Source organism: Shewanella fidelis ATCC BAA-318, from assembly GCF_000518605.1.
GTDB lineage: Bacteria > Pseudomonadota > Gammaproteobacteria > Enterobacterales > Shewanellaceae > Shewanella > Shewanella fidelis.
Genome location: NZ_JADX01000004.1, coordinates 201,924 through 225,323, shown reverse-complemented (window position 1 = coordinate 225,323; position 23,400 = coordinate 201,924). Strand labels below are relative to the sequence as shown.

The window sequence follows — 23,400 nt, the reverse complement described above, 5'->3', positions numbered from 1 at the left end:
AACCACCAATTTAAAGCTCATCATTACCATTAGCCTATATTGACCCAATTACGCAATTACTGAAGTAATAGCAAACTTAGCTTCTCCCTAATTAAGCAGTGATATTTATATTCAATTTCAGTCAAACAAACTTACCGCACGGCATACTTATAAAACTGTGGTTGGAAATTAGATTTAGATTAATTCAGGGATTAGAAAATATATAACCTTATGAGCTTGAAGTAGAATCGAATCAATTTCAGCTGAAGTATCACCTACTATCCTATTAATATAGTTAATAAAAACTATGCAAAACTGAGAAACATAAACGCATAAAAAAAGCACTTACTATTAATATAAATTAATCAATAAGTGCTTTTAAAGTGAAACGCCAAACTCAATTAATCCGAAAAATCACGCTGTGATTAATTGCCTTTAAGTTCACGGTCCAAGAAGTCTGCCAATGAGCGATACAGATGTACTCGTACCTTTTCGCCACGCATCGAATGCTTAGAGCCCGGGTAGTCGATCATCTGGAACAACTTGCCTTCATCCTGCAAAGCTTTATAAACACGAGTACTGTTTTCAAATAACACGTTATCGTCGGCCATACCGTGGTACATCAGCAATCCCGACTTATAGCCGCCAACGTATGGCAACACACTACTGGCCTCATAGCCTTTAGCATTGGTTTTAGGATCGCCCATATAACGCTCAGTATAGTGAGTGTCGTATAAAGCCCAGTCAGATACTGGCGCACCAGATATGGCCGCTTTAAAGTAGTCAGGCGCTTTAAATAGGCTCATTAATGCCATATAGCCGCCATAGCTATGACCATAGATAGCAATGTTGTCACTATCGACGTAAGGCAAAGTACGTAAGTAGTCCACACCCACCTTTTGATCATTGACTTCAACTTCGCCAAGCTGCTTGTAAATCACATACTCAAACTTAGTGCCACGGTGTGCTGATCCACGGTTATCTAGCTGATAAACAATATAACCTTGCTGTAATAGATGCTGAGTAAAGTAGTCTTGATGACTCCAGCTATTGACCACTAATTGCGCATGAGGCCCACCATAAACCCGTACCACAACCGGATACTTTTTATTAGCATCAAAGTTGGTTGGTTTGAACATACGGTATTGCAGCATTTGGCCATCTTCAGCTTTTAGTTCACCAAATTCTGGCAACTGCCAAAGACCAAAGTAGTCGAATAAAGGATGGCCCTTTTTCACTTCATTTTGCTCAACCCAAGCGAGACGCTTGCCACTTTGATCATGCAAGCTCACCTGCGGCGGTTGCGACAAACTACTAAAGTAATCTAAATATACAGGTTTGCTGTCAGCAAATACCGGTGAATGCATACCGCTGCGCTGGCTAATAGACTCTATTTGGCCTCCGGCTAAGGCAACTCGGTACAGCTGCTTCTCAGTCACTTTGGTTTTACGGCCAGTAAAGTACACTTGGCCCGCTTTTTCATCGATATACTCTACCGCGTCAACCGCCCAATCACCCGAAGTAAGCTGACGGATGATTTTGCCGTCTAAGCCAATCAAATACAGGTGATTAAAACCATCACGTTCAGACGCCCAGATAAATGCCTTTTGCTGCTTTAAAAAGTGCAGATCATCATTTAGGTTAACCCAGGCCTCACTGCGCTCTTTTACTAGATCTCTATCATTTTTAATATCAGCAATCGCCACAACACGTAAGTCTAGCGCCTGCTGATCGCGACTCTGCCACTGATAAGACAAATGTTTACTGTCAGGTAACCACTTTACTCGCGGCAAGTAGATATCGGTATCTTTGCCTAAATCGACCCAAGCGACTTTTTTATCGTTTAAGGTAACCACACCAAGTTCAATTTTGACGTTGTTCTCGCCAGCGTAGGGATAACGCTGCTCGGTCAGCTTAATTCCATCGGCATAAATTTCATTGCGGGTTACCAGCTCAACACCCGACTCATCGATACGGGTATAGGCAATTGCCGACTCATCTGGCGCCCACCAATAACCTGTCATTCTGCCCATCTCTTCCTGAGCAACAAACTCAGCCATAGCGTTTTTAATCGCGCCACCGCCATCGGTTGTCAGTGCGGTTACTTTTTGCGTTTTTAAATCCAACACATACAAGTTTTGCTCACGCACAAACGACACAAAATGACCTTTTGGCGAAAGACGCGCATCGGTTGCAAAGCCTTCACCAGTTGCAAGCAACTTGACCTTATTATCAGCCACCGAGTAGTAATACAATTTGCCCGCGGCTGGAATTAAGATCGCCTCGCCATCTTTAGACCAGAAGTACTCCATGATCCCTTGACCATAGATCCGCTGGCGTTCGCGACGCGCTTTTTCTTCATCCGACAGTTCACCCGCTTGCAGCTTATCGGCATCAATCAATACACTTTGCTTACCCGTTGCCACATCCATCTGCCATAAATCATATAGATGTTGATTATCTTTGCGACCGGCAAGATAAGTGACTCGCAAGCCATCAGGCGATAGCTTTAAACCACGAGGGCTGCTGCCAGCCAGTGCAGGAGAAGCGTACATACGCTCGATGGTGAGTGGCTCTGTACCACCGGGAAGTGATGAGGCTTGAACAGTGGCGCTAGCACTAAATACCACAGGCACAGAGGCTAACAGTAAATTCATCCAATTGTTTTTCATTATTATTCCCTGGATTAAACCCAAAATCGTATTCAGCTATCGCTAACTCGGTTCTCCACTGAAAGCTAGGCTGAAAATTCGCCTACATTGTGCCTGAATCATTAGCAAAACAAAAACTATGCTCAAAAGCGGTTAACTTGTATTAAAGAGTAATCAAGCAGAAAGCCTATCTTTACGGCTGAAAAAACTCGCTTTCTCAGGTATCATCGCCACAATAATAAACAATACACTTTTGTCCTGACCTCAAACTCAATTTACTCACGTAAAATTGTATAGGAAACAAGATGCAAACTCTGGCTGAAAACCTGACATCACAAGCAATTTCTCCTACTCTTGAAAAACTTATTCTGACGCTAGCTAACACCTCTAAAGAGATTAGCCACGCAGTGCGTCACGGCGCATTAGCGGGCGTGCTAGGTGCGACAGAACAAGAAAACGTTCAAGGCGAAACCCAGAAGAAACTCGATATCATCACCAATGATATGCTCAAAGATGCCCTTAAGGCTGACGGTACAGTACGCGGCATAGCATCTGAAGAGGAAGACTATGTAGTTGAAGCCGATGCTAATGGCGAGTTCTTAGTGTGTTTTGACCCACTAGATGGCTCTTCAAACATCGATATCAACTCACTTGTGGGTACTATCTTCTCGGTATTACCAGCCCCTGCTGGCGAGCTAACAGAAAAAAGTTTCTTGCAAGCTGGTCGCAACCAAGTCGCTGCGGGTTATGTACTATACGGCCCATCAACCATGTTGGCATTAACCACTGGTCAAGGCGTACAGCTATTTACCCTCAACCCAGAGACTAACGAGTTCTTGCTAACCAATGGCGCAATGGCGATTAGCAAAGACACCGGCGAGTTTGCCATCAATATGTCTAACCAACGCTTCTGGGAAGCGCCAATGCAGACTTACATCAGCGATCTATTGCTAGGTAAAATTGGCCCACGTGAAAAGTCATTCAACATGCGTTGGATTGCCGCCATGGTTGGCGACGTACACCGCGTACTTTGCCGCGGCGGTATCTTCACTTACCCAACAGACAACAAGAACCCTGAAAAGCCATACAAGCTACGTTTAATGTACGAAGCGAACCCAATGGCGTTCTTGGTTGAGCAAGCAGGCGGTAAAGCGTCTACCGGTTATGAAACTATTATGGATATTCAGCCAACTGAAATTCACCAACGTGTAGCGGTGATCTTAGGCTCTGCCAATGAAGTGGATATGTGTCTTGAGTATCACGCTCAGGATTACAGTGAAGAACCTTCTTTATAGGTCCTAGGTCCTAGGTCCTAGGTCCTAGGTCCTAGGTTCTAGGTTCTAGGTTCTAGGTTCTAGCAGGGATCGATAACAAAAAGCACAATCCTATGTAAGTTAGGGTTGTGCTTTTTTTGCGCTCTGTTTTTGGTGCAGAGAGCTTATTGAGATCAAATTGCGCTTAGTAAAAGTCGTTAGCATCATCCATGATGGTTCTAGGGCAATATTTACGCTAAAGAGTTATCTACAGATTTCAGCAACTTCGATAGAGTCTGCAAGCCAAGTTTTGCACATTAGCTTCAGGCATTTGAAAGTTTACTTAACCTATACAGACGCATAGCTTGTATATCAATAAACTTAATAAGTTTAATTAATATTATTAATAAAGTAATTTGCTACCTTACTTGGTTTTCGGCTTGACTTTTTATAGTGGGTGTTAAATCTTAGCTCTTGAATAACAAGCTAGCAGAACAAGGATGTCTCTATGAAAAAAGTATATCTTTTACTATTTATAGCAATTTTATTTCCTCACTATAGTTACGCATCAAGCAACCTTACCTTTGAAATAAATAGCAATGGTCAATTATCATTAGAATCAACTAATGACAAAACCATATCACCAAAAACATTCAATGAGTTAAGAGTAACCTTTGATACTTTGTCAAAGATTGAGAATGACAAAGACAGATTTAAGAAAACCGCAGCGATTTTAAACAAGCTTTCACAAAAGGCTTTCTTTAAAACAAGTAAAGGAATTAACAATAAGCACGTCATTTTTTTTGACATTGAAAAAGATAAAAAAATAAGAAGAAGAGGTTTCGAAATATCTCTGAATAGTGAGTTAAAAAGCTTTGATAAGCAATTACATAACGAGTTAGACAGAATGGACAAAAACAAGTGATACGCTGTTCACTGCAAAAATGCTCCCTTTGAAGTTTGTGGTAGATATGAGCATGTAGACGGCTCAAGTGATGAAAGCTTTATGTGTGGCCCATAGTGTATAAAAGCACTTAAGAATATAAGAGTTCACTTTATATTGCAGCTTTGACTCTTACACCTTGCAATATTTTAAAAAAAATCAATCCCATACATGAAGTTAACATCATACATGGGATCTAATGATTTCTAATTATATTGAGTTAAAAAACCAAACTAGTTTGATCTATTTGTAGCACCAGCTACTGACTAGAAAAAACCACCAATCAATCCACCAATATAATTCATAGCAGTCCAATGCGTGCTGCACTAAAAATAATAGAGCAATAGTGACATTAGGATTGTTGTGCTATTTCTTCCTTAATCTGCCGCACACTTTTACCGCCAACAGCAATATTATTATCAGGCTGTTCTCTAATAGAAACTAAAAATAGCTCTTTAGGTATCCCTGTAATTTCAACTGCAACGTCTGTCAACTTTTCAATCAGTTGCTCTTTTACGTCATCGGTTAATTGACCAGATTCAAAAGCAATAAATGGCATAAAACCGTCCTTAGTTATTATCGTGCCCACCAGCATTATTGCATATTTTACGAACTAAAAAATTCATGATTAAACATGACGCTTTTCTAAGCGGAAATAACGGTTGCCTATACTGGCACGAGCGGCTATCCAACAGTTAATGGTTCCAACGAACGAAGAGAGTAAATTTAAGTAGAAGCCCCTCAATTCCTATGTTGGGTAGGGTTGTGCTTCTTTTTACGAATGACATTTTCGAAAATATCTATAGCCTCAGAATAGCCATCTGATAGGCAGGAGACCTGAGTGTCTTGAAGTGCATGGATGCACGAGAAAGACCGTGGCTCTACGATGGCTACCTCGGCATATTAGCGAAAACGATTAAGCAATCAAATTGATATCAATCATAAATATAAATTAATAACACATAGTACAATTCCCTGACCATTTACAGGGAGAGTCCATATGTTTAAGAACTTAAAATCAATACAAAATTTCGGTATTTTCAAGGACGCTAAAACTAATGCTGGGCAGCCTTTCTATCAATTCAATCTATTCTATGGCTTTAACTATTCAGGGAAGACAACATTATCACGTATCTTCCGCGCCATACAGTTAGGTGAAATGCCTGAAGGGTTTGAAACTGGTTCGTTTGAAATTAATCAGCATGAAAGTACTTCAATCAAAAGCAACGCGATCCAAAAGGTTGAGAATCTGCGTGTATTCAATTCAGATTACATAGCAAAGAACGTTAACTTTGATGAATCAAGCGTTAACCCTGTTTTGATTGTCGGTGAACGAAACATTGACTTTGAAATTGAACTTCAAGAACTTGAAGCAGCTATTCCCGCCAAAGAACAAGAACGCGAAAACAATTTAAAATCAGCGAACGATAAAGAAAAAGAAAAGAACAAACGACTTACAGCCGTTGGACGCAATGTCACTGACTTAAACATTCTTGGCAGATCAACCTTCAATGCAGCAAGTGTAAAATCAATGCTTAGTGGTGCAACCGCTGAACATAAATTGTCACCTGAGCAATTAGGTGCATACATAGATACAGCAAAAGCCACTGCCGTTGCTAGTGCGCCTAAAGCAATAATTACTGTACCTGATATGACTACTGTCTTCACCGAAATCGAAGACATCTTACGTACGTCAGTTACACAGACAACCATTGCTGAATTAGATGCAGACAAGAGATTAAGGGATTGGGTTGAAGACGGTATTGAACGTCACGAAGGTCACACGACTTGTCAGTTCTGTCAAAGCCCAATCAATCCAGAACGGTTAGAAGAACTAAATAGATACTTCTCAAAAGCGTATAAAGATTTAAGTCAGCGAATAGATTCAGCTATTGCGTCAGTAAAGGCAAAATCATTAACTTCCAGCATTCCTAAGACTAGCCTGTTGTATCCTGATTTACAGACGGGGTTCGATGACATTAGAAATGAAGTTGAGCCACTGATTGAATCTGTTGATGCTGTAAAACTATCACTTATGAATTTGCTTACGGATAAAAAAGAACACATGGCAGAGGCTGTCTCCTTCAGTCCTTCAAATTATCCATTACCAGATGCAACAGAGTTACTTGAAAAATTCAATGCGCCAATTGAAACGCATAACGAAAGAGCCTCTAATCATTCAACCGAACAAAGACAGGCTATTGAAGCGATCAAGCGTCACTATGTCTATCAAGAGACACAGGATTATGACTACCAACAAGCAGCAATAGATATCAAAGCATTTCAAGATGCTGCTGAAACATCGCAAAGTGATATCAATGCTAAAAATGGACGTATCGAAGTCATTAAAGCTGAACTGAATAACACTAAACAAGGCGCCCAAAGCCTTAATGACAACCTTAGACAATACTTCGGCAAGACAGATATTGAAATTAAGCCAATTGATGGTACATACAAGTTCATGCGTGAAGAGCGAGAAGCCAAGCACTTATCAGATGGTGAACGTACGGCTATTGCCTTCGCGTACTTCATAACGCAGCTTGAAGATGAAGCACTGAAAGATGTTAAGCCAATTGTATATCTAGATGACCCTATCTGTAGCCTTGATTCAAACCATATTTATAACGTTATTGGGATCATTAAAAGTAAGCTGAATCATGACAAGGTAGAGCAGCTTTTCATATCTACGCATAACTTTGAATTCTTCAATCTAGTTAAGATGTGGATGTCTTACTATCGTGCAAAAGAAGGCAACCAGAAACGTTCGCAGTACTTCTTGATTAACCGTAAAGACCATCAGTCGCAAATTGACCAACTGCCTGATTTGTTGAAGAACCATAGGTCTGAATACGCTTATCTGATCAGTAAAGTCAAAGAAGCGGTCTCCCAACCACAGAACTGTGATGCCATTGCTGTTCAGTCATATGTCAGAAAGATAATGGAAGTGTATTTTTCGTTCAGATTCAACCTGACGGATTTCAGAAAGCAAGGGACAGATCATATCGCCCCTAACTTTTTGAAAGGCATTGATGACGCAGAAGTGAAGTCAAACGCCCTGTATGAGTACATGAATGAAAAGTGTCATGCAAAGTCAATGGAGCTTGGCACGCAACTACCTGAAGCCGTACAGCCACAATTAGCTAATATTTGGAGCATCATTAGCACTGCTATTGAAACTAATGACAAGCCACATTATGACGCCTATTTTGCTTGACTTATTAATAGTGATGCAGCGCATTGCTCTAGTACGCAGAATAAATAATACGAACTAAAGCACCACACTCACAGAAAACACCAAATCCCCATCGGAGTTGCCGAGGTTATTGAAGTCAATCGCGTGAGCGAGGCATGGATGCCGAGATAGCCTTAGGTGAGCCATGGACGGCGAATATGAGGCGATAGCGATTGTCGAAAATAACTGAGGATCTACAACTTCGTAGGGGCGGCTCGGGAGATGCAAGAGGGGGAAGCTGTAGTCCCCCTCTTGCCCGAGTGTGAGCTGGAAGCTCACGACTTTAATTGTTAGACGAAGTCTAACTGAATCACTTTTATCAAACGAAGTTTGATTGCTCTTACATCAAAAACGATAAGCCACGCTATCGCTAGCGAAGCCTAACGAGACTTAACGTAAGGTTGTCCAATCGCCTTTGGCCCTACCGCGCGGCCAATAAAGCCTGCTAGTAGCAACACGGTTAAGATATAAGGTAATACCTCAATCGCTTGTACTGGGATTTCGCCAACCAACGGTAGCTCAACACCTTGTAGACGAATTGCAATCGCGTCTAAGAAACCAAACAGCAAACAACCAAACAATACTGGTACAGGCTTCCACTTACCAAAAATCAATGCCGCTAACGCGATAAAGCCTTTACCCGCACTCATGTTCGGCACAAAGCCTGCGCTGTGGGCAGTCGATAAGTAAGCACCCGCCATCCCCGCTAACACACCAGCAATAATCAGTGCGCGGTAACGGATCCAAGCAACTGAGATACCGGCAGTATCTACAGCATGTGGGTTTTCACCTGTTGCACGCAGTCTAAGGCCAAAACGGGTTTTATAAACAACCCAGTAAACCGCAGGTACAGCAAACAACGACAGATAAACTAAGAAGTTATGGCCTGATATTAGCTGGCTATAAAGCATGCCAATAACTGGCACATCGGCTAATGCATCGGCAAATGGTAGAGTGATAGCAGTAAAGCGAGAGTCATCGGTTAGCGCTGGTGTTTGACCACCTAAACCGAACCAGAAGCGCCCAAGCGTGACAGTTAAACCCACTGCTAACATGTTGATTGCTACACCAGATACGATTTGGTCGCCCCGATGAGTAATAGTCGCAAAACCGTGTACCAGTGATAGCATCACTGAAACACCGATCCCCGCAAGTAAACCTAGCCACACAGAACCGGTTACAGTAGCGGTTGCGGCCGCCGAAAAGGCAGCTGACAACATCTTACCTTCAAGGGCGATGTTAACGATACCTGAGCGCTCTGAGAACAAGCCTGCCAGCGCAGCCAAAATCAATGGTGCCGATACACGTAGGGTTGCATCTAAGATAAGAATAATATTCTCAAACATAATTTATGCCTCCGCCTTAGTGCCAGCTAGCGCGGTTTTCTTTTGATCAAGAAACACAAATAGCTTCTCAGTCGGTTTAACTAACATCAATGCTAAGGCACCGCTAAATAGCACCACCAATGCTTGAACCACTTGGATCATTTCACGGTCGATATTTGGATAATCGAATGACAGCTCAGCACCACCTTGGTACAACATGCCAAACAAAATACTGGCCAAGATGATACCGATAGGATGACTACGGCCAATCAAACACACCGCAATTCCGGTAAAGCCGTAACCCGCCACAAAGTCGAGTTTTAGCTGCTGGCTATAGCCTTGTACTTCGTTCAAACCCATCATGCCCGATAGCGCACCAGAGATTAGCATCACCACGATGATCAGTTTTTTATAGTTAATGCCGCCGTATTCAGCTGCACTTGGGCTAGCGCCCATTGCACGAATGGCATATCCCCAGCGAGTACGCCACAGTAATGCCCACACGAGTACGCAGCAGATAAGCGCGATAAAGAAGCTTAAGTTCATTGGTGACTGTGAGAAAGAGAAGCCAAACCATGCCGCCATTTCATGGAACATAGGTAAGCCGGCGCTATCTTCAAATACCCGCGATACAGGTGCCATTTGGCCTTCAAGCTTAAGTACGTTTACCAATAGGTAAACCATTAGCGCAGAAGCAATAAAGTTAAACATGATGGTGGTAATAACGATGTGACTACCACGGTACGCTTGTAAATATGCAGGGATCAACGCGAACAGCGCACCAAACAGCATACTTGCTAACATCGTAATCGGCAGCAGCGCCCAAAATGGTAAAGTGCTATCAAGTGCCAAACAGGCAAGACCGACACCTAAGCCGCCCATATAAGCTTGGCCTTCACCACCAATGTTAAACAGGCCAGCAGAGAATGCCATCGCCACCGCTAAACCAGTAAAGATAAAGTTGGTTGCATAATAAAGCGTGTAACCAATACCCTCTTGGTAACCCAAGGCGCCGCGTACCATCACCCCAGCCGCTTCAATTGGGTTGACATCAACCGCCAAGAAAATACCGGCAGCAAACGCAAAAGCAAACATGATATTAATCAAAGGTAAAACAAAGATATTTACCCAAGATGGGATTTTAGAGTCGTTCATTACTGACCTCCTTTATTCGAAGCCAGCTCATCAGGCAGAATATTTGCCATCATCATTCCTAAGGTTTTCTCATCAGCCTTATTGGCATCCACTTCGCCCACAATATGGCCGTCAAACATCACTATGATACGGTCAGCAAGCGACATCACCTCATCAAGCTCTACCGATACCAGCAAGATCCCCTTGCCTTGCTCACGTAGCTCAATAATGCGTTTATGAATAAACTCAATCGCACCAATATCCACACCACGGGTAGGCTGACCAATCAGTAAAATATCTGGGTCTTGATCGACTTCTCGAGCAATAATCAGCTTTTGCTGGTTACCACCAGAGAACAGTGAGCTCTTCAGTTTAGGATCACGAGGTCTTACGTCCCATTCATCCATCAGACGCTTACACTCAGAGGTGATGAATTTTGGCTTGTTAAACAGTGCGCCGTTATATTGCGCCTGATTATGATGACCAAGAATGGCTGACTCTTCCGCAGTGAAAGACTTAATCAAGCCCATCACCAATCTATCTTCAGGAATATGACCCACTTTGAGCTTGCGCATACCGTCGGCACAAGTTGGGTTATTGGCATCAATAACGCTATTGCCTACTTTGATACTACCGCGGGTTGGTGTTATAAGGCCGGCAAGTGCGCTAAGTAGCTCTGACTGTCCATTACCAGAGACACCTGCGATACCTACCACCTCACCGGCACGGATCTCCATCGACACTTCTTTGAGACGGTCAACGCCCATAGAGTCGGTGTAAGTCAGCTTGTCAGTAGATAGTAATACTTCAGTTGGTTTAGCATCACTTTTTTCAGCTTTTAGGCGCACCTTACGGCCAACCATCAGCTCTGCCAACTCTTCTTTATTGGTGTTTGCTGTCACTCTGTGAGCAACCATTTCACCTTGACGCATAACTGACACGTTATCCGTTGCTGAAAGGATCTCTTTAAGCTTATGAGTGATCAGCAAAATCGTTACGCCTTGCGCACGCAAAGCATCAAAGATATGGAATAAGTGCTCAGTTTCTTGCGGCGTTAACACACCAGTTGGTTCATCAAGAATGAGGATTTTTGCACCGCGATACAGGGCCTTTAAGATCTCAACCCGCTGCTGCAATCCAACTGACAGCTCTTCAATTAAGCTATCAAGTGGTACATCAAGTTGGTACTCTTTGGCTAAGCGTTCAAGCTCTTTACGTGCTTTTCTTAGGCTAGGCTTAAGTATACCGCCCTCTTCAGCTCCTAAAATCACGTTTTCAAGCACGGTAAAGTTATCTACCAACATAAAATGTTGATGCACCATGCCAATGCCATAGCTGATGGCTTCTTTAGAGTTAGCGAGTTTACGCTCGATACCATCAATTAAGATCTCACCTTTGTCTGCGGTGTAGAAACCATAAATGATGTTCATTAAGGTGGATTTACCTGCACCGTTCTCACCGATAATACCGTGAATGGTGCCAGCAGGAATTTTTAAGCAGATATCTTTGTTTGCGTGAACGGCGCCGAATTTTTTGTCGATACCACGAAGCTCTAATGCGGTGGGACGCTCAGCGGATTTTTCTTTTGCGTATATGGACATGGTCATAATTATCTCAAATGCCTAAGCAGGCATTGATGACTAAACATTGATCAAATATGGATTTGAAAATTAACTCTTAAAAATTGCCACTTACAACAAAGCTCCCCAGTCATAAACCAGAGAGCTTTATCTATGTTAATACCGATTAGTATTTACAAGTGTTGTCTTTCATGTAGTCATGAACAACGATTTCACCAGCAACGATTTTCTTTGTGATATCAGCAAGTTTTGCTTCCATCTCAGGCGTAACCAATGCGCGGTTATGCTCGTCTAATGCCCAGTTAACACCGTTTTCTTTAAGACCGCGGCTATCGATACCAGCAGTAAACTCACCTTTTTGTGCATCTTTGAATACTTCAAAAGTTGCCACGCCCACTAGCTTAACCATAGACGTTAGCATGACGCCTGGGTGTAGGTAGTTTTGGTTTGAGTCAACACCAATCGCGTACTTACCTTCGTCCTTAGCAGCTTGGTAAACACCAACACCTGTACCACCCGCTGCTGCGAATACTACGTCAGCACCTTTGGTGAACTGGCTCTTAGATAGCTCAGCACCACGTGCAGGGTCATTCCATGCAGCAATCGTTGAACCAGTCATGTTTTGGAATACTTCAGCATCTTGGCTAATAAACTTAGCGCCTTGCTCGTAACCACAGGCGAACTTACGGATCAGTGGAATATCCATGCCACCAACAAAGCCAATCTTGTTAGTTTCAGACTTCATTGCTGCTAGCGCACCAACAAGGAATGAACCTTCATGCTCTTTAAATACAAGTGACTTAACGTTTGGTAGGTCAACAACAGAGTCGATGATCACGAATTCAGTTTCAGGGTATTTCTTAGCCACTTTCTCAAGCGCTGAACCATACATAAAGCCAACAACAACGATAGGGCTGAAACCGCGACGAGCTAAACGCTCAAGACCCTGTTCACGCTGTGCGTCATTTGAAGGTACAAACTCACGCACTTCAACACCTGCGCTTTCGTTAAACTTCAATACACCATTTTGGTAAACAGCTTGGTTGAAAGACTTATCGAACTTACCCGTGGTATCAAAAGCAACAGCAGGTTTGAAATCTGCAGCTGTTGCAGCAAACGAACACATTGCTAGAGTGACTGCAGCGGCAGTTGCGCTCAGGATTTTCATCATTCTCGTCCTTATAAGGTATAAGTATTATTTTTGGTATTATCGACAACCTTAAGCAGTAAAAGCCCCATGCTTAACGCTATCATTTAAGATCAAGAATCCGGAGCTTACAGCAGCAACGAGCACGATTACTAGTGCCTCTAAAGCGCTAAAATCGGCTCAAATGACCAAGCTGCTATTTGTACTTTTCATACAAAAAATCGCCTTTATATGCTCAAAATCACGTTGGAAATTCAATAAAATCAGCGTTAGATAAAATCTGCCCCACAACGCAAACATTGTCCACAAAACAGAACGGATTTAATAAGCAAATAAGGCAAATTGACACTTAAATACAAAAGGATATAAGTAAGAACAAATAAGATACAAACAACAATAAACGCACTGTCTTGTATTTTGAACAATATAACGAGTGAATAAAAATTACTAAACGTAAAGTTAAAACAACTATTTTTAAGTATTTAGTTAGCCAAATGGTAATTTTTTTACTAGAAAAACAACGATTAAACCCAGATTAAAAACTTAAAAAAATTTAAGATTTTTTCGTTTGTTTGAGCTGTATCAGGATTTTCGCCGTGGTTATGGGCGACTCTCTCACCCTAGTTTGATTAGTAATCAGGCTTTGTTTGGTGCACTACCCACTTTGGTTACGCCATGACTTTAGTTGTTAGACGAAATTTAACTTATAGCTCAAACGCTGTGTGATAAAGCGTTAAACTCACAACTTTACTCAGTTATTTTCATCAAAAATTAATGATAATAACTTTATGGTATTTTGAGCATCAGTTAACCCTCGATGATGAGATCCCTCTATGCTATGACCTGATATTTCTAAAGCTTTTTTAAGCCCTACCTGAGGCTTAATCTTTTGAGTTTTAGCAAAGGCTTTCTTTAAGTTCACGACCGTTGTAGGTTTATACTCTTGAAGTTGGTGGAAATCACAATCTATGTTTATCTGAATCAAATCATACGATCCCCAAGAACAAAAAACATAATCATTATCTGCAGGTAACCAAGCTTGAAATTGCTTAAAAACGTGACTAAAAACATCTTGCTTCGCTAATAACGATTGTGAGATCCCTGTAAGGTTGACACAAAATGAATTCAACTGTGGATGCCTTACCGGACGCACCAATCTACTGAACTCCTTGACTATCGATAAAGAGTCAGTGCTAAGCAACACGGCACCAATTTCTATTACCTCTCTTTCACTAGCGGGAATAGAACCATCTTCAGTGCAAGTGTGCTCAACATCAATAACGACTAGATACTTATGCCGGTTTAACACCTCGCTGAGTCCATCTCTTGTGTATTCAAACTCCAATCTATTACACCAGTGTTCTTTGCTTAACTAATAGCGCAAACATACTCGCAGTTCAGCACGACTTCAATCGTCTCTAAAGCTACAGATACAAAAAAGCCTTTATCCAAAGATAAAGGCTTTTGTTTTTAGTTTGAGGCTGAAACTAAACTCAAATCCCAACCCCAACTAACAATCTAAGATTAGTGCTTCTTAGCGTACTCTGCCGCGTTTTCACCAGCCATTCTACCGAAGGTGACGATATCAGAGATAGCGTTACCACCTAGGCGGTTAGCACCGTGAACACCACCTGTTACTTCACCAGCACCGTATAGGCCAGGGATAACTTGCTTCTTAGCGTTCATGATTTCAGCTTTAGAGTCAATCTTCACGCCACCCATAGTGTGGTGTACACCAGGAGTCACTTCGATTGCGTAGTAGTTACCTTCGTTAAGGGCACGAGGTAGGTTTGGACGACCGAAGTCTGTGTCCTTACCGCTCTTAAGTTGGCTATTGTAGCGCGCAACAGCTTCAGTTAAGTTCTTACCGTTAATACCAGTCATTTCACCTAGTTTAACTAGAGAGTCTGCACTTGGTACTACACCTAGACCGATGTACTTATCAATCTTACTTAGCGACTTACGTACAGAGTCATCAAAGATTAGGAATGCAGACTTACCAGTTTGCTTCAAGATAGCTGCAGACGCTTTATCACGAGTCGTGATTTCGTTTACGAAACGCTTACCTTCACGGTTAACCAAGATTGCGCCGTTACCACGAACCGCTTCAGTAACCATCACACCACCTTTAACAGATAGCGTTGGGTGAGCCTGGATGTACTGTAGATCCGTCATCGCTGCACCAGCATTGCTTGCCACATCGATACCGTCACCAGTTGCACCTGGTTGGTTAGTAGAGATAAAGCCTTTTAGCTTAGGATCTAGCTTAGCTACACGGTCATTGTTCTTAGCGAAACCACCTGTTGCTAAGATAACTGCATCAGCTTTAATCCAGTAGTAACCTTTGTACATGCCTTTCACTAATAGGCCTTTAACGTTACCTTTGTCATCTTTAATGATTTCGATACCACGCGTGTTCATACGCATATCGATATCGCGCTTAACTGCGTTATCGTAAAGTACTTGAATCACGTGAGCACCAACACCAGCACCACCTGTTGGACGGTGTGAACGGTTAGCAGAAGCACCACCCATACGACCTACGTCGTTAAGATCCGCGCCCATAGCAGTTAACCAGTCAACAGAACCTTTAGAGTGAGAAGTTAATACTTCAACTAGTTCTGGCTCGTTTAAGTCACGACCACCTTTCATGGTGTCTTTGTACATTGACTCAACGCTGTCTTTGATGCCTTTAGCTTTTTGCTGATCAGTCCAAGCTGCGTTCATGCCGCCCGCTGCTAGCTTAGCGTTACCACCAATAACAGGTTCTTTTTCAATTAGGATCACTTTTGCGCCATGATCATGAGCAGATACTGCTGCAGAGAAACCTGCACCACCAGAACCGACAACCACTACGTCAACAGTGTCACGTGGCTCTGCAGCAAGTGCAGCTTGACGATCTGATTGATCTTTTAGTAACTCATCAATGCTTGGCTCATGACGTTCCCACTTCTTAGTGTACGGCATGTCAAAGTCGAAGCTGTGGCAAGAATCACAGTAAACCATTGATTTTTCGTGAGCGCTGTGACAAGAAGTACAAGCCACGTCGCCAGGGAAATGAGATTCATGGGCATTGTAGTGCTCATGCTTAGTTTCTTCTGCCACTTCAGCTAGGGTGCCGTGACAAGAAACACATTGTGCGTTTTCGTAAGTTAAGCTGTCGTTTGATAGTTCGCCATCAGGCATGTGGCAACTATCACACTCTTGGTTTTCACCATGAAAATCTGCCAAGTTATCAGCGGCCATAGCGTTAGACATAAAGCCTGCTGAACCTAGAAGCGTTGCGATACACACTGCTTTTTTAAAGTTTTTCATCTCATTTCCTCGCCTTTTTATTGCCGCCCTGCAGCAGCGCAAAAAGCTATCACGTTATATTCGACAGTCATTACGCTGTCTTAAATACTCAATTCGAGGTAATTGTCTGCCGATTCACAGGCCCCAGCAACTGCATGTAACGGATCACGATTGAAACTGAACACTCGATCACAGCTTGCAAAACTGCTCATGCAAACATGCATAACTACATAGAGGGTTATGCAAAAATGCATAAGCTAGAGTTAGCTCGATCACAAATCCTCCTGTCAGGGCAGTTTTCGCAGCTAAAAATAAGAAAGTTCAATAATTACAGTTACATTAAAAGCCACTTTTCAGGCGTTAAAAGCGAGAAATCCCGCACAGTTATCTTGTATAAGCTCATGCTAAGATTCGATTATGAGAATATTCATTAACCTAATTTGCAGCCTTTGCCTTTATTGCTTTGCATGTTTTGCACAGGCAGAAACTCAGCTGCAGCAACACAGTATCGTGTTCGGTGTTCACTCGAAAACCGCACCACTAGAGTGGCGCAATAACGGTGTTGACCAAGGTTTTAACCTTGAGCTGATGGATCGCATCGGCCAGCTAACTAACAAGCGGATTGTTATTCGCCGTAAAAGTTTTCAGCAGCTACTCACCGATGTGCACGATCCCTATTCATTGATTGACGTCATTGCCGTGGTTAGCCCAATCACCATCGACCGCGCCTTAAGTCAGTCCGATCCTATTTATGCAACCCACGCTAAAGCTTATACCTTGCAAGGTAAGTCATTCATTAATGGCTGGGCTGATTTAGCCGGTAAGCGAGTCGCCATTAAAAAAGGCGCTTTCGTTGATGTGTATATCTCTGGCAAAGAGCAAAACTTCACTCGGGTGGATGTTGACCTCTATGAAACCGGCTTTCAGCTGCTCATTAAGGGCGAAGTTGATGTGGTCATTGCCGAAAACTTCGTTGCACGGCGTTTAATGCCACTGTATCCATCCATTCGCAGTTCCAGTGATCCACTTATATATGGCGCATTTAACTTTGTCAGTAATTACACCAATGCGCCTTTAATGGCGCAGATAAACGATGCGTTGCGACAGTTAAAGCTTTCTGGCGAATATGACCGTTTAGTCAATAAGTGGTTTGGTACCGGACGTGAAAAAGTCGACCTTAACTCTGCCCAGCGACGTATGCTGTCTTTGGCAATTTTTGTCAGCTTGTTATCTGCCACAGGTATGTTGCTTACTGGCTATATGAGTTTAAGTCTGCGTAAACGCTCTAAGTCATTAAAAATGGAGCTAGCACAACGCAAACGCGCTGAAGAGGTGATCTCTAAGCTGTCTAAGCAGTTCCAATCGGTACTCGATGGTATTCCCCATGGCGTGACGCTGTTTAATCAAGCAGGTGAATGCCTATGGAGTAACGATAATAATAACGATCTACTTTCTAACCCAGACTTTCATTATATCGACGGCGAAGCCTTTGAGCTGAAAACCGCGTTAAGTGACGCCTTAAGTGCACAAAAATCACAAATCACAGATATGCAGATTGATAATCAATATTGGCAGATGCAGCTGCACCCGATTATCGACAATCAAGTGGTTATTTTGCTCGAGGAAACAACCGAACAGCATAGACTTCGCCAAGCGAATGATGAGGCTAGCCGTTTAGCCTCACTCGGTGAACTATCAGCAGGGGTCGCCCATGAGATCAATAACCCTACCGGAATTATTATCCACTCTATTGCCTTTATTAGTGATGCACTGCGGGATCTATCTGAAGCCAGTGAGCAGTATCAAAAGCAAAATCCATTTTGGAGCATTGCGGGTATGGCGCCAGACTCTGCCATGGCTGAATTAGAGTTAAGTAGCCAGTCAATAAACGAAGGCGCTGAGCGTATCAGCCGTATCGTTAATGACTTAAAACACTACGCAAGGCCTACACTGAGCAACGACTATCAACCAACCTGCCTAAATGATGTGGTAGAGGTGTCGCTGCGTTTAACCGCCAATCAAACTAAGATCTTTAACGTTACCACTGAGTTAATGTCGCCAGCACCGATAGTCATGGGCGATGCTCAGCAGTTGCACCAAGTATTAATTAACCTTATTCAAAATGCTTGCCATGCCATTAGGCAAGATGCCGACTGCTATGAATGCAGTGAACACATTAATATTAAAACCGCAGTCGAAGACAATCACATCTGCCTGATTGTCAGCGACAAAGGCGCGGGGATGGACAGAGCCACCTTGCAGCGTATTACCGAGCCTTTCTTTACCACAAGGCGATCAAGTGGTGGTACAGGCCTAGGGTTGTCTGTGTGTAGCCGTATTATTAAAGAGCATAAAGCCGATATGCAGATCACCTCACGCCTAGGCAAAGGCACAGTGATTAAAATACGCTTTCCGCTAGATTATTAATGCCATGTTCACCTGCTCGGCAAAGAATAGAAGATAAAAAAGGACAGCTATCACCATGAAACTTGCTAGAAACATTCTTCTGGTTGACGATGAAGCCTCATGGCTAAGAACCTTATCAATCACGCTTAACCGCCTAGTGCCGGAAGCCAAAATTGATACCTGTGTTGATAGTCGCCAAGTGATGAATCGACTGCAAACTGGCGACTATGCCTTAGTACTTCTCGATTTAACTATGCCATTTCATTCTGGTGAAGACCTGCTGCAAATGATCCGCAGTGAGTTTCCTAAAACGCGGGTAATTATCGTCACCGGCGTCAACGAGGTAGATACCGCCGTGCGTTGTATTAAAAACGGCGCTTACGACTACTTTATTAAAACTGACAAGGTTGACGATCTGGCACGCACGGTACGTCGAGCATTAGAAGTCGTGGGGCTTGAGCGCAACTATCTACGCATTAAAGAAAGCTTTTTAAGCCGCACCCTAGACCGCCCAGAGGTGTTTAATAATATCCTTACCTGCGAGCCTGCACTGCTAGATCAGTTCCGCTATCTAGAAGCGGTTGCCTTAAGCCCTGAGCCTATTCTTATTCAAGGCGAAAGTGGTACGGGTAAAGATGAATTTGCTAAATCTTGCCATCAGCTAATTTGCCCAGATGCGCCCTTTATCAACGTCAATCTTGGTGGCATTAGTAGCTCGGCATTTGAGTTACAACTGTTTGGCCAGCTGCATACTGATGAACAAGGTCATGTCAGCGCCCAAGCTGGCGTATTGCATCAAGTGCAGTCAGGCTTACTGTATTTAAACGAAATTGGCGATTTACCGATTGAGGCGCAGGCTCGCTTAGTGGATGTGATTGAACACAAACAATACTACCCTGTTGGTAGCGATAGAGCTTATCCAGTGCTATGTAAAATCATCACCTCAACCCAGCATGATCTACTGGCGCTCAACCAAGCGGGTAAATTTAGAAGTGACCTCTTGTATCGCCTACGCTCGCATACCATTAAGTTGCCGCCATTAAGACAGCGTAAGCTAGATCTGTCTATGCTGATCAACCACTTTATTAGCTTAGCTGCGAAAGAGATGGGACTAAGTGAACCGCAACAGCCTAGCAGCCTTGCGCAGCAGCTATCTGAGTATGAGTTTCCCGGCAATTTGCATGAGTTGAAAGGTATGGTGTTTGACGCTGTGAGTCGCAGCGACGGTGTGGCACTGAATATCACTCCGTTTATGGAGGCAATAAACTTAAGTAAATCTAACAATCATGTAGAAAGTGATCAGCTAATTTTTCCTAAAGTATTACCAACACTTGCACAGATGAGCGACGCACTTATCCAAGAAGCGATGAACCGCACCGCTAACAGCCAAACCGCTGCCGCGCAGATGCTAGGTATAAGCCAAAGTGCATTAAGCCGACGCCTGACTAAAGAAAAATAACAGCAGCATCAGCACAGCAACAGCAACAAAAATGCCAGCATCATGCTGGCATTTTCCTAATCAATTAACGGTATTAAGCAGTAGCAAGTTTTGCGTCACTTGCCTTTTCTGTTTCATCAACGATAGTTAACACAGCAGTGTCGCCAACCACGTTACAAGAGGTCAGTACCATATCGATTAAACGGTCTAATGCTGCAACAATCGCAAAGGCTTCTACTGGCAAGCCCATCTGATGAATAAGTACACCAATCATCACCATGCCACCACCAGGAACACCACCTGCGCCCACAGACAGTAAGAAGATACTGAACATCAACGCTGGTAGCTGCTCCATAGTAATAGGTGCGCCGTAAGCGTTCGCAACAAAGAAGATAGCAATCGTAATATAAATTGATACACCGCCCATGTTCATGGTTGCCCCAAGCGGCACACCAAAACCTGCAACTGCGCGGTTAACGCCTAGCTTTTCGGTTAAAGTGCGCATCGTCACTGGAATGGTCGCATTTGAACTAGCAGTAGATAGTGAGAATAGGATCTGCTCACGGGTCTTAGCACGGAACTCTTTAGCTGAGGTTTGCGTAAACAAACCAACTGCAAATGGATATACCACAAAGATCCAAAGTAGCAGTAAACCTAAAATCAGCGCTAAATATTCAACCACGCTACCAAAGATCGCGGCTTCTAGAGTTGCACCAAGTTTAAGCATCAAGGCGAATACACCTATTGGCGCTAACTGCATCACAACGCTAATCAGCTTCATCATGATCTTATTAGCCACTTGGAAGCCATTCACCGCGCTTTGGGCTGCGTCGCCAAGAGATTTGATCACTCCGCCAAGTAATAGCGCCATAAAGATAACTTGTAGCATGTTGCCAGAGCTAAAGGCAGCAATTGGGTTACTCGGCACAATGCTAACCACGAGATCAACTAAGTTAGGCAGTTCGGTAGCAACAATGTCTACACCGCCATTACTGCCCATATCAACGCCTTTACCCGGAGCAAGCAATAGCGCGACACCAAGAGCTGCAAATATCGCCACTAAGGTGTTGATAATATAAAAACCGAATGTTTTACCGCCCAAGCGGCCAAAGCTGTTGAGATCTTTAAGCTCACAAACACCGCATACAATGCTGACGAATACCAAAGGTACAACTAACATCATGATCATATTAACGAACATGGTGCCAGCGCCAGAGGCTAAATCAACGATAGTGCCTGAAAATAGGCTGATGTCTGCGAGAAAATATTGAATGATGGAGCCAAAAATTAGCCCCGAAAAAAGACCGATGAAGATCCGTGTCGAAAGTGATTTTGTCATTTGCTTGCCTTATTGGACATGTCTTAATTGCATGCCTTCTATTGCCTTCAATGTTGATGAATATGGTTTTTCATCTCTTCATGGCAGGGATAGTGAAACATGCTGGCATAAATTTCAATGCAAAATCGTCATTTAGTTTTTGAAACACCTGTGTAACCAAGTGCAGCAACAACAACTAAAACGTTGAATTACAAGGATTATAAAAACAAGCCACGGTTATCACCATAGGCATAACTTTTACACCAGCAACAAAATAGCAGCATTTTTTCCACAGAAAATTAAAAATCAAATAGTGATACAGACCAAATCATAAGCCTACACCAGCACAATAACCCAAATACCAACCGAATATATACACAAAACGCTACCACAGGCTAAATACACCGATTAATGCTCATAAAAAAAGCACCTTTAAGTAGGTGCTTTTTTCGTCACATTCTCTTATGACTAGCGCATCTCTAAGCCAGCCATAACTCGACATCTTTAATAATAAAGTTACCGGTATATACTGGGTCTGACTCACCAATAGGTTCTAATTCAAAGTAGCGACGATGCTCTTCAGGCAAGCCCTCGTAGCCACAAATCACTTGATATAACCAAGACTCTCTGTCCCAAGGCAACTGCTGCTCGTCGAGATACTCAAGCGCCGATTGGCTCTTACCTGAGTCGATAACCGCACAGAAATACCCATCTACTGCCAGCTTTAACGGGTTATCTGGAATATCAAAATCTTCAGTTTGGCTGAGGCTAACTGACACATCTTGCTCACGCTGGGTACCGAGATCATTTAAACGATCAATACGTTTAATGCTGGAAACGATCTCGAGTAACTCAGGCTCTAAACTGTGATTATTGACATCCACAGCCGCAGGAGCCAACAGTGGCTCAGCAATATTAAACAGTGCTGGTAACTGCTTGTGACTGACGTGGTCGGCTGGGCGATAATCCGGGTGTAGGTCGGTATACAGCAACCACCCCTTTAGCAAACGAGTACGGCCACGAATTTGGCGGAAACGCCCAAGTAGCTCTAATAGCCGCGCCTGCACCACACTTAGCTCTTGAGTACAGTCACTTAAGGTTTCTTGTAAGGTGGTAACCAGCAGTTTACGTAGTTCACGTGTGTCACCCGCAATTTCAGCAAGCTCGCTGAACTGGAACATCTCTAGGCCGTTTAGCAGCTCTGTTACTTGGCTTTGGGCTAATTCGTTTTCGCGAATTTTAGCGTTGATACTGCCTACATAACCAAACTCATTATTTATTCGACTCCACAGCACACGGATCGAATAGCGTAGTCCGTCGGCAAAGCTATAAACATGCTCATTTAAATCGGCAAGGTAAGCCTCTGAGGCGCTGAAATCGACATTATGGCGTGCTTCTTTATAGTGATCAGCCAAGGTCTTGATAGTCGCAAGTGACGAACCAACATTAGAATCAATTTGGCGGTTACGCTCATCGCTAAGGGCTTCTTCTAGCAAAGCACGCACAGAGCGCTTTAGTCGCAGTTCAGCTTCAGGCTCTGGACGCCATAAAATATCACTTTTTTGTAGCTTATCGACTGCAGAGGCATTGCTCTCATCAATCGATACTGAGCCTGATAAATATACGTCCATCACCAGTTCTGCATGGCGTCCAAGCTGTTTCAGCAGCTTAACACCCGCTTGGTGTAAGTTACTGCTCAT

General features: G+C 43.1%; 15 protein-coding genes. 5 read left to right on the top strand and 10 right to left on the bottom strand.

Annotated features, from left to right (window positions below):
- Window positions 1–404 precede the first annotated feature (404 nt).
- A complete protein-coding gene (locus L884_RS0100915) occupies window positions 405–2,651 on the bottom strand; it encodes a S9 family peptidase (protein WP_037410132.1) in 2,247 nt (748 codons plus the stop codon).
- A 284-nt stretch (window positions 2,652–2,935) separates the two neighbouring features.
- Between L884_RS0100915 and L884_RS0100910 the strand changes: the two genes are divergently transcribed.
- Both L884_RS0100910 and L884_RS0100905 read left to right on the top strand, forming a co-directional pair.
- Window positions 2,936–3,925, top strand: coding sequence for a class 1 fructose-bisphosphatase (locus L884_RS0100910; protein ID WP_028765718.1), 990 nt, complete (start codon window positions 2,936–2,938; stop codon window positions 3,923–3,925).
- Window positions 3,926–4,391: 466 nt separating this feature from the next.
- Complete coding sequence (locus L884_RS0100905) at window positions 4,392–4,808, top strand: hypothetical protein (protein ID WP_028765717.1); 417 nt, start codon at window positions 4,392–4,394, stop codon at window positions 4,806–4,808.
- 370 nt (window positions 4,809–5,178) lie between these two features.
- On the opposite strand, the gene dmpI is transcribed toward L884_RS0100905, so the two are convergent.
- Complete coding sequence (dmpI, locus tag L884_RS0100900) at window positions 5,179–5,385, bottom strand: 4-oxalocrotonate tautomerase DmpI (RefSeq protein ID WP_028765716.1); 207 nt, start codon at window positions 5,383–5,385, stop codon at window positions 5,179–5,181.
- 441 nt (window positions 5,386–5,826) lie between these two features.
- Between dmpI and L884_RS21520 the strand changes: the two genes are divergently transcribed.
- Entirely contained in the window at window positions 5,827–8,040 is a 2,214-nt protein-coding gene (locus L884_RS21520; protein ID WP_037410130.1) for an AAA family ATPase, read from the top strand.
- 398 nt (window positions 8,041–8,438) lie between these two features.
- On the opposite strand, the gene L884_RS0100890 is transcribed toward L884_RS21520, so the two are convergent.
- The 6 genes from L884_RS0100890 to L884_RS0100865 form a co-directional block, all read right to left on the bottom strand.
- A complete protein-coding gene (locus L884_RS0100890; protein ID WP_028765714.1) occupies window positions 8,439–9,404 on the bottom strand; it encodes an ABC transporter permease in 966 nt (321 codons plus the stop codon).
- A gap of 3 nt (window positions 9,405–9,407) precedes the next feature.
- Window positions 9,408–10,538, bottom strand: coding sequence for an ABC transporter permease (locus L884_RS0100885; RefSeq protein ID WP_028765713.1), 1,131 nt, complete (start codon window positions 10,536–10,538; stop codon window positions 9,408–9,410).
- Window positions 10,538–12,124: an ABC transporter ATP-binding protein gene (locus L884_RS0100880; RefSeq protein ID WP_028765712.1), complete on the bottom strand. Its 1,587-nt coding sequence runs from the start codon at window positions 12,122–12,124 to the stop codon at window positions 10,538–10,540. Before L884_RS0100880 ends, L884_RS0100885 begins: the two co-directional genes overlap by 1 nt.
- 139 nt (window positions 12,125–12,263) lie before the next feature.
- Window positions 12,264–13,268 (bottom strand): BMP family lipoprotein, encoded by a 1,005-nt coding sequence (locus L884_RS0100875; protein ID WP_037410129.1) that lies wholly within the window; start codon window positions 13,266–13,268, stop codon window positions 12,264–12,266.
- Window positions 13,269–13,995: 727 nt separating this feature from the next.
- Window positions 13,996–14,589, bottom strand: coding sequence for a 3'-5' exonuclease (locus tag L884_RS0100870; protein WP_051435479.1), 594 nt, complete (start codon window positions 14,587–14,589; stop codon window positions 13,996–13,998).
- 179 nt (window positions 14,590–14,768) lie between these two features.
- Entirely contained in the window at window positions 14,769–16,559 is a 1,791-nt protein-coding gene (locus L884_RS0100865; protein ID WP_028765709.1) for a flavocytochrome c, read from the bottom strand.
- 396 nt (window positions 16,560–16,955) lie between these two features.
- Here L884_RS0100865 and L884_RS0100860 point away from each other — a divergent pair, with 396 nt between their 5' ends.
- On the top strand, window positions 16,956–18,965 hold the full coding sequence (locus L884_RS0100860; RefSeq protein ID WP_028765708.1) for an ATP-binding protein: 2,010 nt from the start codon (window positions 16,956–16,958) through the stop codon (window positions 18,963–18,965).
- A 55-nt stretch (window positions 18,966–19,020) separates the two neighbouring features.
- Window positions 19,021–20,403, top strand: a complete 1,383-nt coding sequence (locus tag L884_RS0100855; RefSeq protein WP_028765707.1) for a sigma-54-dependent transcriptional regulator — start codon at window positions 19,021–19,023, stop codon at window positions 20,401–20,403.
- 73 nt (window positions 20,404–20,476) lie between these two features.
- Here the strand turns inward: L884_RS0100855 and L884_RS0100850 are convergent, their stop codons facing one another.
- Together L884_RS0100850 and L884_RS0100845 are read right to left on the bottom strand one after the other, a co-directional pair.
- Complete coding sequence (locus tag L884_RS0100850) at window positions 20,477–21,721, bottom strand: dicarboxylate/amino acid:cation symporter (RefSeq protein ID WP_028765706.1); 1,245 nt, start codon at window positions 21,719–21,721, stop codon at window positions 20,477–20,479.
- Window positions 21,722–22,179: 458 nt separating this feature from the next.
- Window positions 22,180–23,400 (bottom strand): hypothetical protein, encoded by a 1,221-nt coding sequence (locus tag L884_RS0100845; protein WP_028765705.1) that lies wholly within the window; start codon window positions 23,398–23,400, stop codon window positions 22,180–22,182.